Below are 16,904 nucleotides of genomic sequence, written 5' to 3' on the forward strand. Positions count from 1 at the left end.
CTCGATGTAAGGGTCATATTACAATACACACAGGACTTATAAGGAGGCCTATTATGGATCGTACATTATCTTTGGAATTTGCTCGTGTCGTTGAAGCGGCTGCTTTGCGCAGTGGTCGTTTACTTGGTCGCGGTCAAAAGGATGCAGCGGATGGTCTTGCTGTAGACGCAATGCGTCAAGCATTTGACTCTGTTCGTATTTCTGGTACAGTTGTTATCGGCGAAGGCGAAATTGATGAAGCACCTATGCTTTATATTGGTGAACATGTAGGTGCGGGTGGCCCAGAAGTAGACATCGCAGTTGACCCTATTGAAGGCACAAACTTGATTGCAAAAGGCCAAAATGGTGCGATTGCAGTTATGGCTATTGCTGAAAAAGGTGGCTTGTTACATGCGCCAGATATGTACATGGAAAAACTTTGTGTTGGTCCTCGTGGTGCAGGTGCTATCGATATTACAAAATCTTTAACAGAAAATATTAAAAATGTAGCTGCAAAAATGAATCGCAATGTTGATGAAATTACACTTGTAATGCTTGATCGTGAGCGTCATCATGGTTTGATGAAAGAAGCGCGTGATCTTGGCGCACGTATTATGTTAATTTCTGATGGCGATGTTAACCCAGCTATGGAATGTTGTATCGAAGGTTCTGGTGTGCACATGGTTGTTGGTACTGGTGGTGCACCAGAAGGCGTATTGGCTGCAGCAGCTTTAAAATGCGTAGGTGGCGATATGCAAGCGCGCTTGAAACCAGAAACAGAAGAAGAAATTCGTCGTTGTCATGAAATGGGTATTACCGATGTAAATCAAGTACTTACATTGGATGATTTAGTTCGTACAGATGATGTTATCTTTGCGGCTACTGCTATTACTCGCGGTAACTTATTGAATGCTATTCAATACTTCCCTGGTGGTGCGCGTACACATACTATCGTAATGCGTTCTAAAACAGGTACTGTTCGTTTCTTAGATACAGTGCATATGGATGAGAAACTAAAATCCTTAAAAGCAAAATAAAAATAATTAAGCCCCTCATTTGATATGTACCCCCTTTACCGGTTGTCCAGCAAAGGGGTACATATCAAAAATGAGGGGCTTTTTTTCTCAGTATTTTCTCACAGTCTCTTGATGAGATATATCGAAAAATAGTATAATAACATTTAGTATATGACGTTATAAATACAACGTCTTGTAGTTCATACAAGATGATCGATATAAAGTGTAGGAGGAATTCTGTTGGAAAAGCTAATCATTCAAGGTGGCAACCGGTTGGAAGGCCGTGTACGTGTTAGTAGTGCTAAAAATGCGGTACTCCCTATTATTGCCGGTACTTTGCTAGCATCAACACCTAGTAAATTACTTGAAATTCCAAATTTGGAAGATGTAGGTACAATTTGCCAAGTTATCGAGTCTTTGGGGGTTAAAATTACTCGTAATAAAGCAGATGATGAAATTATTTTCGATGCGTCTACATTGACTGCTACGGAAGCTCCTTATGAGCTTGTACGCAAAATGCGTGCATCTTTCCTCGTAATGGGTCCACTTTTGGCGCGTAAAGGGGAGGCTAAAATCTCCATGCCAGGTGGTTGTGCGATTGGTGCACGTCCTATTGATCTTCACCTAAAAGCTTTCGAAGCGTTAGGTGCTAAAATTGAAATTACTGAAGATTATGTATATGCACATGCTCCAGAAGGCCTTAAAGGCACTCAAATCTACTTGGATTTCCCAAGTGTAGGGGCTACAGAAAATGTAATTATGGCCGCTTCTATGGCGGAAGGTAAAACTGTTATCGAAAATGCTGCGGAAGAACCTGAAATCGTTGATTTAGCGACATTCTTAAATGCAATGGGCGCTAATATCCGCGGTGCTGGTACTAATGTAATTCGCATTGAAGGTGTGCCTCAATTACATGGTGCAATTCATACGGTTATTCCTGACCGTATCGAAGCTGGTACATACTTGATTGCAGCTGCTATGGCTGGTGGTGACGTATTTGTAGAAAATGCATTGCCTGAACATTTGAAACCAGTAGTAGCTAAATTAAAAGAAGCTGGCGTTACTGTAGAGGAAGAAATTGATGGCATTCGCGTTATCAGCACTGGTAAAGGTATCAAAGCTGTTGATATCAAAACGTTACCATACCCAGGCTTCCCAACAGATATGCAAGCTCAATTTATGGCGCTTACTACAATCGCTGAAGGCACAAGTACAGTAACAGAAACTGTATTTGAAAACCGCTTTATGCATGTTGCTGAACTTCGCAAAATGGGTGCTCATATCGATATCGACAATCGTCAAGCGATTGTAGAAGGTATGCCACGCTTACATGGTGCTGTAGTTAATGCCACAGACTTGCGTGCAGGTGCAGCTCTTGTTTGTGCTGCGTTGACTGCAGAAGGTAGTACAGAAGTTGGTCGTCTACATCATATCGATCGTGGTTATGAAGATTTCGTAGGTAAATTGCAAAGGTTAGGTGCTGATATTGTTCGGGTTGACGAATAAAAGTACAGAGCCAAAACAGAATAAAAAGAAACGAAGCCGGCGCTCAAAAGGGCCGGCTTTATACAACGAGCAACAAAACCTAGGTGCTGCAAAGGTTGAAAACTCTAAGGCGAGCACGACTCGTAAGCCTTTGCGTAGAACAAAGCGTAAGTCTACGAAACTTTCAGAAGGTGTAGCTAAACAAGCGAATCACTTAGCTTCTAATATGCGGGAGGCCATGGTTAAAGTGACGAAGATGCGCCGTGTTGAGCGTCGTAATCGTGAAACTGTTGCCATAGCGAAAACTACACCTGCTATGACATTAAAGCGTTTAGTTCGTCCTGAACAAGTAGGCGATTTAATGGGACGATTGAATCGTTCATTGAATTTTGACTTAGGTATAGATTTGGGAACTGCCAATATTCTTATCTTTGCTAAAGGAAAAGGGCTAGTCTTAGATGAGCCAGCTTATATTGCGAAAGATGATAAAACAGGGGATATTCTTGCCTTAGGCGAAGCTGCACGTACTATGATAGGACGTACACCTAAAGGCATATCTGTTATTCGTCCTGTTCAAGCGGGTGTTATCGCAGATTACGATATGACCGAATTTATGTTAAAATACTTTATTCGTTCCGTTGTGCCTGCTTCTAGATTGATGAAAACGCGTATTATTGTATGTGTGCCATCTGGAATTACGCCTGTTGAAAAACGTGCTATTTTAGAGGCTTTACTTAGAACAGGCGCTAAAAAGACTGTTCTTATAGAGGAACCATTAGCAGCTGCTATGGGTACAGGTCTCAATGATGCTGACCAAGTTGGAGCTATGGTTGTCGATGTAGGTGGCGGTACTACTGATATTGCCGTTCTTTGTGATACTGGCGTTGTTGTGAGTGAATCCCTTCGCATTGGAGGAGATTCCTTCAATGAATCTATTATTCGCTATATACGTCGTAAAAAGCGACTTGTTATTGGACCTTTAACAGCAGAAAAGATAAAGATTTCTGTTGGTACCGTAGATCGACGTGCTAAAGAACGAACTATAGAGGTTAGAGGGCGTGATGCCAGCTCTGGACTACCTAAGATGGTTGCTGTTAATTCCTTAGAAATTCAACGTGCCTTAGAGGCGCAAGTGATGAATATTCTAGAAGGCATTAAATCGATTTTAGAAAAAACACCTCCAGAACTTGTAGCAGCCATTAATGATCATGGTATCATTCTGACAGGTGGCGGTGCTCTCATCGATGGTTTAGATCGTGTTATTACACGTTCTGTTGGTATTGCATCTTATTTAGTTGAGTCTCCGCGATATGCTGTTATCAAAGGGGTTGCAAAAGCTCTTGATGAAATGTCACAATTGCGTGATACATTGGATGAATTACAATAAAATATTTTATTGAAATAATGTAAAATTTGAGGAAGTTACTATTTATAGAGGTGCCATTGAAGAATGGCATAACTCTAGATAGTAACTTCTTTTTTTGATTTATATTTTTGAAATTTTCATCTTTATGATGTATACTATAGTAAAAGTATATTGCATAAAATTTATATGAAATATATGACCATTGATATGGTTTATCGTTGTAGAGGAATTATATATGAAACGATATTTATATATGACGTTTGCTGTTTTAGGTTTCTTAGGCAGTACAATACCTTATGTTGAAGCTGGAAATTTAACCGGCGTACGTGTATCTAATCACGAAGGTACAAGTCGAATCGTATTAGATGTGTCTGAAATGCCTGTATCTTGGACTAAATCTTATAATGAGTCCACACATGCTCTTACCCTTAACCTAGGTGGTACCACAAATGGATTGACTGGACCTGTAGCTCAAAATAACACGAAAACAGGTGTTTTAAAAGGTATTGGTTTACAACCTGTTAATGGCGCTTTACAAGTAACATTGACGGCTAATAAGGATGTACAACACCATGAGTTTACATTGGAAAAGCCATCGCGTATTGTAGTGGATTTATTTTCTAGCTATGCTCAACAAACAACAAAAGATGTAAATAAATCCGTTACGTATAGCAAGATTAATAACACTGTAGCAGAAGGTAAGATTCAAGCCTTTGCGTTATCTGTTGATAATGATTCACCTATGGTAGTAGCCCATGTTCCAGAAGGAAAAACCTTATCATCTGTGATTCAATCACATACTGCCATCATTGGAGCAAAAGTAAAGGGCGGAAGTTTTGATCGTCCTTATTCAGTAGCTAGTGATGGAACGATTGATTTAGAGCGTATTTCTAATCGTGGCACCTTGCGATATACACCAAATCGGGGATATTTTATTGAAGAAAAGAGACCATTATTACAAGCTAAAACACAAAAAGATACCTTCCTAATTACATCTGTTAATACAGGACGTAAAGAAAATGCCTTGACTCTATATACATCAGCTTATGGGCCTTCTACAAAAACTAATGACTTCGGCTATGAAGTGACTGTAGCCAATGGCAAGGTCGTTAGTGGTCAAAAAGGAAATTCTAAAATTGGAGAAAACCAATATGTATTATCTGGGCATGGAGAATCAAGAGATGCACTGCGTAAATTAAAAGTGGGCACACCGATTACGATTCAAAATAGACCGGAGTTAGCACAAGTTAGCACTACTGGTGGTGCAGCGCTACAAGCGGGTACTATGGTATTGAAGAATGGCAATTATGTAGGTGCTGATGGGACCCATAATAAAGCTCGTAGTTTCATAGGAACTACAAAAGATCATAATTTAGTGGTCCTTACTGTTGATAAAGCGGGCCTTCAATCTGTAGGGGTCACACAACAAGAAGGGGCCAAACTGTTATCTAATCTAGGTGTCGTAGATGGTGCTGAATTATCAAATCAAGGTAGCGTTGATTTAGTGGTTAATGATACGTACGTACATAAAGCTACTCCAAATCCTACGACCTATGAGGATATTGTAATTATAAAATGAATTCGTTGCATACAATTTTGTTTGAAAAATTACTAATAATTTAGTATACTATACATACATAACTAATTTTGTAAAAGGAGGGATCGTTATGAAAAGAGTAGTGTTGGCCTTAGCTGCTTTAGGCATTTTAAGTGTTAGCTCTGTAATGGCGGCCCCTGTATCATACCAAAGTGTATTAACAGGTAAAGTTGCTTCTACAGTTTCTGTTGGCTCTGCTGTAACAGAAGGTCAAACATTGGTAACTGTAGAGACATTGGCTGGCCCTATGGCTGCTGCTAAATCTACTGTAACTGGTACTGTAACGGCGGTTAATGTTACAGTGGGTTCAGACGTTTCTCGTGATCAAATCGTTGTCACAGTAGAAAGTAAATAAAGGAGAGAAGGAATGAAGTTTTCTCATTCTTGGCGTCGGTATAGAAAAGCGATACTGGCGCTTTTCTTCTGTACTTCAATTACAGCTGCACAGGCTGTTGATTTCATGCCTGTCAATGATGTAACTACAGGTATGGAAGGTATTGCAAAAACTGTAATTGTAGGAGATACCATTTCAACCTTTGATGTAAAGGTACTGGGTGTCATGAAGGATAAGGGGCCATCTGGTCATCTTATTTTGGCAAAGTTCTCTGGTCCTGTTATGGAAAAAACTGGAGGCATTGCTCATGGCATGAGTGGTAGTCCTGTATATATAAATGGCAAGCTCGTTGGTGCTGTAGCCTATGGATGGGGCTTCGCAGATGGTACGATTGGGATGATTACTCCTATCGAAGATATGGTGAAGTTATGGAATATTCCATATGAGAAGAATCTATCTAGACCATGGGACGATAAACAATTGATCCCTCTTGGAACCCCACTTATGGCTTATGGCTTTGATGCAGCGTCCATGGATTACTTCAAATCTAAGTTGCCACAATATAAATATGAAACATATGATACTGCCAGCGCTAGTGGTGATGAAATTACTAAACCATTAGAGGCTGGTGGATCTGTAGCAGCATTATTAGTTGATGGAGATCTTAAATTAGGGGCTATTGGTACTGTTACTTATGTAGATGGTGAAAAAATCGTAGCCTTTGGTCATCCATTCTTGAAACATGGCTCTTCAAACTACTTCATGCACAATGCAAGTATCTTTACGGTAGTCAAAAGTTATGATGCTGCTTTCAAATTAGGTTCTATGGGCAAGGAAGTAGGCTCAGTAACTGAAGATAGAGGTGCTGGTATTGCTGGCGTATCTGGAGTGATTTCTCCAGGCATTCCTATGCGCTTCCATTTGAAAGACCTTGATATGGGGCGTGATAAGACTAGCTCTGTTAAGGTCATTGAAGATAGTGAAATGACACCAACCTTAGCGGCTACATCTCTATATAATATGTTGAATAAAACATTAGATCGTAGTGGCGCTGGTACAGCTACAATTTCTTATACGATTACACCAAGAGGTAAAGAACATAAACCATTGACACGAACTAATATGTTCTATAGTTCTGACTCTATATCAGAGAAGGCTGTTGATGAGTTCTACAATGTTATCGATGTTCTTATGAATAACCGATTCATTAATTATGAAATCTCTGATATCTCTGTAGAAACTGAAGTAACACAAGATAAGAAAACTGCGAAGCTTATTGATGCGTCTGCATCTTCTACCATTGTTTCTCCTGGGGATACAATCGTTGTAGATGTAACATTGGAGCCATTCCGCGGGGAGAAGGTTGTTAAACAAATCTTCTTTAAAGTTCCTGAGAATCAGGCTGTTGGCAAGTATACCTTAGAGGTACGTGGGGGAGGCGAAATCCCATTACCTTATGTATTAGAAAAACAAAAATATAATTTAACTGATGAAATTTTACGTCGATTAAAAGTTCATAAAGATTTTAATGAGCTTTATGATGAAATTCAAAAGACTGATACAAATAATCAAATTGTTGTAGAGTTTTTAGAAGATGGCATTAGTCTGGTTGATGAAGATGGTTCTAAATCAGTTAAAAAAGCTAAACTTAAAGATGTAGAATCAAAACCTATGCCAGGGGATGTAAAGAAAAAAACAGGGCAAGAAGATTTGAGCTCTGGTAAGGACGATGATAATCAAATTGAAAAAACTGCTATTGATACAGAATACATCGTTCAAGGTGATGGTCAATTTACAATTCATGTTATGAAACCAGCTGATCGTGATAAAGCATTAGCTAAACGCGTAAGAGAAGTTAAAAATCAAGTTAAGATGGAACATAAATTAGAATTGGAAGATCAATCTAAGAAGGATAAATCCAGTAAAAAAGATGTGAAAAAGTCTGATAAACAAGACAAAAAAACACCTGATAAAAAGGATGAATCTAAAGTAAATGATACTAATACAGCTGAATAAGCTGAAAGCGTAAGGGGAAAGGGCTAGACTGTTGAATTGGCTAGAATCGATAGGCCGAGCTGTAATAAAAGGCCTATCACAGATGGGTAGTGCTACATTGTTAGTGTGGCAAACAATAAAACAACTGAAAATGATTAATCTATGGCATGTATTTCAGCAGATGGCTCACCTAGGCGTGGATTCATTGCCAATTATCAGTTTAACGTTGCTATTTGCTGGTGCAGTTATGACCTTACAGATTACAGACGTATTGATTACATATGGTGCTCAAAGCACTGTGGGTGGTCTTATGGCTGTTGCTATGGGGCGAGAGTTAGGACCTATTTTGGTAGGCGTTGTATTGGCTGGCCGTGTTGGTGCTGCTATCACGGCTGAAATTGGTACAATGAAGGTGACAGAACAAATTGATGCGCTACGTGTTATGGCTGTTGATCCTGTTGGTTATCTTGTAGTACCTCGTGTAGTGGCTTGTATGGTAATGGTTCCAATCTTGGCTTTTTACGGTGTGGTAATTGGCATTGCTGGTGGTTACTTTGTAGCTACTGCTATTAAAGGTTTGGCACCAAGTACATATTTAGATTCCATTCAAATGTTCTCTACTATTTCTGATTTTACATTAGGTTTAATTAAATCTAGTGTATTCGGCGCGGTCATTGCGTTGGTAGGTGCATATAAGGGGATGGAAACTAAAATGGGCGCAGAAGCAGTAGGCTTCTCCACAACTAGTTCTGTAGTGACTAGTATCATTTTAGTATTTGTATTAAATTATTTTTTATCTACCTTATTATATTAGTAGATACATTAGAGGGATTTATGATAGAACTACGCAATGTTGTAGTTGCCTATGAGTCGCGTGTGATTTTAGACTCTATTAATCTCACTATCGATGATGGGGAGACGTTAGTCATATTAGGTGGTAGTGGTAGTGGTAAAAGTACACTACTTCGCTTATTGATTGGCTTGCAGCGTCCTACATCGGGACAGATTATAGTAGATGGCACAGATATTACAACATTATCTGAAGATGAATTTAATACAGTACGAAGAAAAATGGGGATGGTATTCCAATACTCTGCATTATTTGATTCTATGTCAGTAGGTGAAAATGTAGCCTTTGGCTTACGTCAGCATACGGACTTAGGAGATGATGAAATAAAACGCATTGTAGCAGAGCGTCTCGATTGGGTCGGTTTAAAAGGGTATGAATCCTATATGCCTAACGAATTATCTGGGGGCATGAAGAAACGTGTTAGCTTAGCTCGTGCCATAGCGTTAGATCCGAGTTTAATTCTCTATGATGAACCTTCATCTGGGTTAGATCCTATTACATCAGGTACGATTAGTATGCTGATTAAGGGAATGCAGCAACGGCTCGGTTGTACATCTATCGTGGTAACACATGATATGCAATCTGCATTTTATGTAGCAGACCGCATAGCTTTACTTGATAAGGGGAAATTTGTGGAAATTTCTGATACAATAGACTTTAAGAATTCTACAAATAAAAAGGTACAACAGTTTATTCATGGCGAAGCAGAACCAATTAACGTATCTGCGATGGGAGAGGTATAATGAAGTGGACGACGGAGGCCAAGGTAGGGGCTTTCACGATAATAGGTATAGCATTATTTATTGCGGGCATACTGTTTGTAGGACGCATTGATATATGGGCTAAACCGCAAATGACGATTACTGGGGATTTTGCTCAAGTTAATGGCCTAAAAAATGGTAATCAAGTTAAATACTCTGGGGTAGCTATCGGTAATGTTTCCGATATTGAAATTACACCGCATGGTGTTGTAGTAAAAATGAAGCTTGATGAAAAGACACAAATTCCAAGTGATTCTACTTTCACATTAGGGTCAGATGGTTTTTTAGGTGATAAATTTATTCAAATATCACCAGGTCAATCTAAAGTATTTTTACAAGATGGCGACACTGTTAAGGGCGAAGGCGCAGATGCTATGGAGAAAGCCATGCAAAGTGCTCAGAAATTAATGGATGGCACAGAGAAAATGTTGCAGTCTATCAATAATATTATTGGTGATCCTACAACGCAAAATGCACTTAAGCACTCCTTGCAATCTACTGCAACGATGGCTGATAATGCTGTAGCGATTACACAAAATATGGCTGATGTAACAGCACAGTTAAATCAGGCAGCGCAGCAATTTAATGCAGATGGTAATGCAGGCAATGATATGCGTGCTATTTTGACTAACTTAAAACAAACTACGGATCGGGTAGATAATATGGCTCGTTCCATGGAATCTACTGTAACAGATCCTAAAGCACAGGAAAATATTAAGGAAACATTACATAATACGGCACAAATTTCTGCTCGTATCAATAAATTGATGGGTGGTAAACCGTATCAAACTGATGCAAATGGAAATATTGTAGACGAAATTAACGTTGAAAAAAAGTCGTCTACTAAAATTGAGCCATCTGTAGATTTGTTGTATAACACAACAGATGATGAGTTCCGCATCAATGGTCGTGTTCGTGCTTTTAATGATAAAGGGATGGCTGAGCTTGGTCTTTCCAATATTGGAGACGGCACTAAATTTGACTTGAATGCAGGTCGATTCGTTAGTTCTAAATGGTTAGTGCGCGGTGGTATATTTGAAAGTGAATTGGGTCTAGGTGTTGATTATAATTTAGGTAGTCCAATTTCCTTGTCCGCAGCTATATATGATCTTAACAATCGTAAATATCGTATTCGTAGTGATATACGTTTACATAAAGATACTTATGGGGTTATTCAAATGACCAGACCGTTCAGTTCCACGAACGGTGGTACCTACTTTGGTATTAAACAAGTATTCTAAAGACTAGTACATTCACTTTAGGTGAATATGGAGGTACATATTATGAACAAAAAGGTTTTATCCTTGGGGGTAATGCTCTCCTTGGCTACTACAGGTGCAATGGCTGCTGATGTAGTTACAACTTCCGTTAATAATGGAGATCAATTAAGTAAATATCAAAAAGAAGCCATTCAATTAACACAAAAGCAATTAGCTGAAAAATCTGTGCAAGATAGCAAAACTTATGAGAGCAAATTGGACCTTGATGAGTCTCGTACGATTGAGTTAGCATTAGCGAATAACCGCACTGCAAAACAAACTAAATGGGGTTATGAAGCTGCTAAATCTGCAGTTAGCCAGGTGGCTGCGGCTAAAAATCCGACTGTTAAATATGGTTGGGAAGCTCAAAAAACAGGTGGTGATACTGGTCGCGGTAAAACTGGTAGTCATAACTTCTCCATAAGTGCGCCTGTATTTAATCCTCAACTTGATGCAAGCATTGATTCTGCACGTTATACACGTGAAGGTACTGGTGCTAGCTATGAAGAAGCATTACAACAAGCAAAATATGATGCTATTAGTGGCTATTATACATTGATTATGAACCGTAATCTTGTTGATGTAGCCCAACAAGCAGTTAAAGATTACCAAGGTCATGTAACAAATGTGCAAGCTCAATACAATGTTGGTTTAGTAGCTAGTTCTGATGTGTTGGCTGCTAAAACAAATCTTGCTGACTCTGAAACGAGCCTTGTTAAAGCTCAAAATGCTGCAAATTTAGCAGAAGCTAGTTTAAATCAAGTCATTGCATATCCTGTACAAACAGCTATTAATACGGCAGAACATGATTTACAATATAAACCTTATAATGTTACATTGGAACAAGCTAAGGCATATGCTTTACTTCATCGTTCTGCTCTTGTAAAATCTGCCCTTGATGTAAAATCTGCAGAAGAAGCTGTAAGATCTGCTAAAGCTGGCTACTTACCGACTGTAGCAGTAAAAGCTGGTCGTGGTTATATTGATCCAGATGGTTATTTTGGAACAAGTACAAAATCCTGGAGCGTAGGTGCTAGTGCATCTTGGAGTTTATGGGATGGCGGTGCTACACAAAATGCCATTAAAAAAGCAAATGCGCAACTTGAACAAGCTAAAGAAGCTAACTTAGCAACTGTAGATGCTGTATTATTAGCAGTACAAAAAGCATACTTGAATTTGCGTTCTGCTGAACAAACTATTCAAAGTACACAAACTGCAGTAGCTCAAGGTCAAGAAAGCTTCCGTATCGCTACACTTCGTTATCGTGCAGGCGTTGGTACTAACCTAGACGTTCTTGATGCAGAAACTAAATTGACAACAGCTCGTAACAATTATGTACAAGCTCTTTATAACTACAATATTAGCATTGCAGCGCTTGAGCAATTAACAGGTGTTCCATTGAATACTCCAGTTGGCCAAAGTGGTGAGGTTATTGCTAATAGTGGTGCCCTTGAACAATTAGCAAAACTTGGTAGCAATCAATAATATAATATGTAACCTAAAAAGACGACTTCGGTCGTCTTTTTTGTTATTGCAGTATTTACTTGAGTAGTTTATATGTGTATTTCATATTAGCTCAGATTGGTTGTGGTATGGTAAACAAGTAATTAATTGCCCATATATGTATAGTCGTATAACTCAACGTACTTATATTAGAGCGATTGTATTAGCTGTGTACTTATAGCAGAAATTGATTAGTGTGAAATAATATTAGTTTTATAAAATTTACCCCTAAAACACTATGGTTATTACTGTGTCTGTGGTAAGATTAGTATATATATTTATATTATTCATAATGTGTATGGGAGTATCATTATGACCCGTAAAAAGTGGTGCCTTATAGGTGCAGCGATTTTAGGTTTATCTGGTATTGGTGCCAGCATTAATCCTATCGCTCAAACTTATGTAGCACCTATGGTTAAAGAACAAGTAAATAATGCCATAAACGGCTCGGTGGACTATGATTCTCTTCGTATCAATTGGAATGGCGATGTAGTTCTGAACGATGTGGTGATTAAAGATCGGGATGGTCATTTAGTAGGAACTGCACAAGATGTAGCTGTTGGGGTTAAATTATCAGCGTTGCCAAGCATAATTGGTGGTAATACATCAGGGGCAACAGCTATATCTAGTGTCAAAGTGGAGTCACCTGATCTTCACATATGGCAATTGGTCGATGGATCTTGGAGTGTAGAAAAGTTAGTAAAACCATCAGATCCGAATCAGTCCGGCAGTTTTGATGGCGATATTACCATTAATAACGGTCGTGTAGCGCTACGTACTAAAGATGGGATAAAGAGAAATGTTGAAAAGCTTGATGGCACTATTGCACTCAATATGAGTGGTATGTCTAAAGGTGCTTTTACTGCTGATGTGGATGGTTCATCTGTTCTTGTAAATGGCAACATAGACATGGATGATGTATCTAATTTTGATGTGTTTGTACAAGCCGATGAAATTGATACGGCTGGTATCATGAGTTTTGTACCACTTCGTAAAGATTTATCTGTAACGGGTGGGAAATTACAAGATTTACATCTTAATGTTAAAAGTAAAGATGGCCAATATGTTATGAGTGGCAATGTAGGCTTTAAAGGCTTAACGGGTACTTATAAACGGGGAAATACGCTTTATACTATTACTGATGGTGAAGGCCGCATTATGCTAAATCATGACCAGATCGTTATTAGTCACAGCTCTTGGCGTATTAATGATCAGGAAGCAAAGCTGAATGGTCTCATTACATTGGGAAAAGAGGAAGAGTATTTAAATCTTAATGTTGTAGCTGATAAGGTGAATTTAGAAGCCATTACCGATGTTGGGGTTACTGGTATTGTTGGCGGTCGCGCGCATATTGGCGGAACCACTGTAGCGCCTCGAGTAGATGCAACAATAGGTAGCGATGGCATTTCTTATAAAGGGTATCATGTTGATCGCCTGCAAGGCGATATTGTTTATGATGATGGATTAGTTCGTCTTGAAAATACTCGCCTATCAGTTGGCGAAGGTAATGCTAAGGTCAATGGTCAATATGTAGTTGATACAGGTGACTTTGATGCTACCGTAAAGGCTCAGAATTTACCTTTGGATACTTTTACAAAAGATATGTCCACTCCGGTTACTGGTAATGTGGATGGTGAGGTTCGTATCTTAGGTAAAAACAATCAAGTTACGGATGTAGTGGGCGCAGTTGAAGGGCGTCAAATTGGCATTCGTGGTGTAGTAGTTGATGCAGCAAAAGCTAATTTTACCCATAGTGATAATCGAACAAATCTTACTCTTGTAGGCAATATGGGAGATGGTGTGTTTAGCGGATATGGCTATATCCAAAACGGCAATGTAGATGCTACAGTTTCTGGTGATGCATTACCATTGGCATCGTTAAGCCCAATTATCGGACAAGATGTAGATGGTACGTTGAATACGTCTATTACAATAAAAGGTGTTTTGGACAATCCAAATGTGATCGGCACTGTATGGGGCCAAGAGGTTCACTATAAAGGGGCTCGATTTGATAATATCCATGGGGATATTCAGTTGGATAATCATGTTCTTACCATCACAAGTGGACATGTTGGAGATGCTAGTGGCGGCTATGATGTAACAGGGTGGTATAACATTAATACTGATGCATTAGACTTAAATGCACGAGCTCGAGCAGTACGCATTGAAAACCTAATCCGTACAGTTACAAATATTCCAATTACAGGCTGGTTTGAATCAGATAATCATATTACAGGCACTGCGGCGAATCCTATTATAGAAGGTCGTGCTCATTTATGGGATGGTTCTGCCTATGGCAAGCTCGTAACAAATGCCTTTGTAAAATACAACTATAAAAATGACATATTAGAGCTGTATCGATTTGATATCGAAGGTTATGGTGCGACTATCACTGGTGGCGGTACAATCTCTAAAGATGCCATTAATGTAGACTTTGAAGGTAAGAAAATTGATATGGGTAGATTGCTCATCAATACAGACTATCACGTTGATGGTTTATTATCGGGGCGCGGAATTATCACGGGCTCTATGGATAACCCTCAATTTAATGGATACATATTATCTGATGCACTATCGATTAATGGGGAATTATTAAATGATATTCATGGTCATGTGTATGCAGATAAAACGGTAGTGAATGTACAAGACTTTACCTTTGCTGAAAAAGATGGTGGTCGTTATGTTGCTAAAGGCGGCATGAAGATCGACGATAGTAAACAGCTATTTGGCGTGTTAGATGTTACTAATGGTAGTGTAAACAGTTTATTAAACTTGCTAGATCGCTCAAATGAGCATCTTGATGGTAAATTAAACGGTTCCGTTGAAGTTGGTGGGACAAAGGATAATCCTAGTGTTACTGTTAACGGTAAGATTAATGATGTTAGTATTGACGATAAAATTGTAGGCGATGCGACTATCGATGCTAGCTTAGCTAATCGAAAGTTTAAAATTACTACCTTAAAGCTACCTGTAGATGAAGGCCTCATTGCAATGGGGGGCACATTGGATCTTGATGGACAAGCTGATTTACAAGTTGCATTAAAGGATGTTGATATTGTACCATTCTTGCCACTTATAGGTAAGGATATCCAAGCTACGGGTTGGGTGACCGGCGTTGTGAATGTTACTGGAGAAACCAAAAATCCAAAGGTTGAACTATCTGGTGCGGTAGAATCTGGTTCTTTCAATGGAATTGGTATTGATGAGGGCTTTGCATTAGCTACAATGCAAGATCATGTTATTCAAATTCAACGCATCCAAGGTACAAAGAGCGGTTATAAACTCAGTATTTATGGTAAAATTCCATTGGCTGCACTCTATACATCTGGTTATTTAGAAGCTAGTGATGCTAAATCTATGGATGTAACGATTGACTTTAACGAAGCTGATATGGCGGTTATTCCTTTAGTAACAACGCGTGTTAAGGATGCTACGGGCCCGTTGAAAGGTGCTATTAGACTCACTGGGACTATAGATCAACCTGAAGCATATGGTACAGTTTCAGTTCGAAATGGTACGATGAAGCTTGCTGATGCGTATAGTGAAATTACAAACATTGATGGGGATTTGATATTCTCTGGACAACAAGGAGACTTCCAATCTCGAATTACAATGGGGAAAGGTACTGCAGGTTTAGCTGCTAAAGTAAATTGGTCTGGTCATGAGCTCACAAATTATAAGGCGGCGGTTCAACTGGATGGCTTAGAAATTGGTAGTGAGTATATTAAGGGACCATTAAATGGGGAACTTTATATTGCTGAACGCGATGGGCTACCTACATTGATAGGTAATTTGGACTTGGAAAATATCCAATTCAAGATTCCGCTTTCCTTACAATCTAGTGAAAGTAGTACCAATATGGGGGTAGATGTTACTGTCCATGCTGGTAAAGGGGTACGTTTATATGATCGTACTTTATATAACATGTTCATTGGTGGTGATGTTCATTTTGGTGGCACGTTGCAAAATCCAACTGCTAGTGGGCAGTTTGATGTTAAGTCTGGTACGTTTAAGTATTTAAACCATGTGTTTAATATTACTAAGGGCGATGCACACTTTGTAAGTGGCTCTTATTTACCAAATTTGCAATTAGAGGCAGAAACTAATGTAAGCAATTATAATATCATGCTTGGTGTAAAGGGCACTGTGGACCATATGGATTTAACTTTGACGTCTAATCCTAGCTTGTCTAGAAATCAAATTATCTCTATGTTGACCTTTGGGCGTGGTGCGGATTCTAATAGTAGTACATTGACAAATGAGGATGTGAATGCTGTTGCTACAGCAGGTCTACAAATGTTTGCCTTTGGTTATGTACAAGATGCATTACAAAACACATTGGGGTTGGATAGGATTAATATTACGACTGGGTCCATTGATCCTGATGAGCCGACTAATAGAGAAACAGCAGGCAATTATAATATTGAAATTGGCAAGTATATTGTTCCGAAAGTTATGCTTACTTATTCTCAGGGTATCAATAATAAACAAAATAAATATGGTATAGAGTATTCTGTTAAACGAAACCTCAAGTTCACTGCATGGCATACATCGCAAGGGAACAATTATATAGGCGGTCGTTGGACAAGAAGCTTTTAAGTTTATGGCTAGAGTGTGCAAATCCCATAGGTATGCACATTCTAGTCATATTAATTTCATAAAATTTGTTTAATATAGTACTCATTCCCAGTATTTTATGCTATAATAATAAAGATTTATTGGTCTTTATAAAATAAGATGTAAACTTTTTATGGGGATG

At 38.8% G+C, this 16,904-nt stretch carries 11 protein-coding genes; all 11 read left to right on the forward strand.

The genetic code is table 11. The annotated features are described in order from the left end of the window. Positions 1–53 precede the first annotated feature (53 nt). The 11 genes from glpX (at position 54) to VCHSUH03_RS08790 (ending at position 16,744) form a co-directional block, all read left to right on the forward strand. Positions 54–1,016, forward strand: a complete 963-nt coding sequence (gene glpX, locus VCHSUH03_RS08740) for a class II fructose-bisphosphatase (protein WP_005387249.1) — start codon at positions 54–56, stop codon at positions 1,014–1,016. Between the two features lie 219 nt (positions 1,017–1,235). Beyond that, a complete protein-coding gene (gene murA / locus VCHSUH03_RS08745; RefSeq protein WP_105094757.1) occupies positions 1,236–2,501 on the forward strand; it encodes a UDP-N-acetylglucosamine 1-carboxyvinyltransferase in 1,266 nt (421 codons plus the stop codon). After that, entirely contained in the window at positions 2,482–3,867 is a 1,386-nt protein-coding gene (mreB, locus tag VCHSUH03_RS08750; protein WP_105090296.1) for a rod shape-determining protein, read from the forward strand. The genes murA and mreB overlap by 20 nt, the downstream gene beginning before the upstream one ends. A gap of 214 nt (positions 3,868–4,081) precedes the next feature. Then, a complete protein-coding gene (locus VCHSUH03_RS08755) occupies positions 4,082–5,425 on the forward strand; it encodes a phosphodiester glycosidase family protein (protein ID WP_105094758.1) in 1,344 nt (447 codons plus the stop codon). Positions 5,426–5,513: 88 nt separating this feature from the next. Further along, positions 5,514–5,798 (forward strand): biotin/lipoyl-containing protein, encoded by a 285-nt coding sequence (locus VCHSUH03_RS08760; RefSeq protein WP_005387253.1) that lies wholly within the window; start codon positions 5,514–5,516, stop codon positions 5,796–5,798. Between the two features lie 12 nt (positions 5,799–5,810). Further along, positions 5,811–7,793 (forward strand): SpoIVB peptidase S55 domain-containing protein, encoded by a 1,983-nt coding sequence (locus tag VCHSUH03_RS08765; protein ID WP_105094759.1) that lies wholly within the window; start codon positions 5,811–5,813, stop codon positions 7,791–7,793. 31 nt (positions 7,794–7,824) lie between these two features. Then, complete coding sequence (locus VCHSUH03_RS08770; RefSeq protein ID WP_105086174.1) at positions 7,825–8,586, forward strand: MlaE family ABC transporter permease; 762 nt, start codon at positions 7,825–7,827, stop codon at positions 8,584–8,586. A gap of 20 nt (positions 8,587–8,606) precedes the next feature. After that, positions 8,607–9,365 (forward strand): ABC transporter ATP-binding protein, encoded by a 759-nt coding sequence (locus VCHSUH03_RS08775; protein ID WP_105086175.1) that lies wholly within the window; start codon positions 8,607–8,609, stop codon positions 9,363–9,365. Then, on the forward strand, positions 9,365–10,624 hold the full coding sequence (locus tag VCHSUH03_RS08780; RefSeq protein ID WP_105094760.1) for an MlaD family protein: 1,260 nt from the start codon (positions 9,365–9,367) through the stop codon (positions 10,622–10,624). Before VCHSUH03_RS08775 ends, VCHSUH03_RS08780 begins: the two co-directional genes overlap by 1 nt. A gap of 42 nt (positions 10,625–10,666) precedes the next feature. Next, on the forward strand, positions 10,667–12,127 hold the full coding sequence (locus tag VCHSUH03_RS08785) for a TolC family protein (protein WP_105094761.1): 1,461 nt from the start codon (positions 10,667–10,669) through the stop codon (positions 12,125–12,127). Positions 12,128–12,457: 330 nt separating this feature from the next. Beyond that, complete coding sequence (locus VCHSUH03_RS08790) at positions 12,458–16,744, forward strand: translocation/assembly module TamB domain-containing protein (protein WP_105094762.1); 4,287 nt, start codon at positions 12,458–12,460, stop codon at positions 16,742–16,744. Positions 16,745–16,904 lie beyond the last annotated feature (160 nt).

Source organism: Veillonella infantium (genome assembly GCF_002959895.1).
GTDB classification, from domain to species: Bacteria; Bacillota; Negativicutes; order Veillonellales; family Veillonellaceae; genus Veillonella; species Veillonella infantium.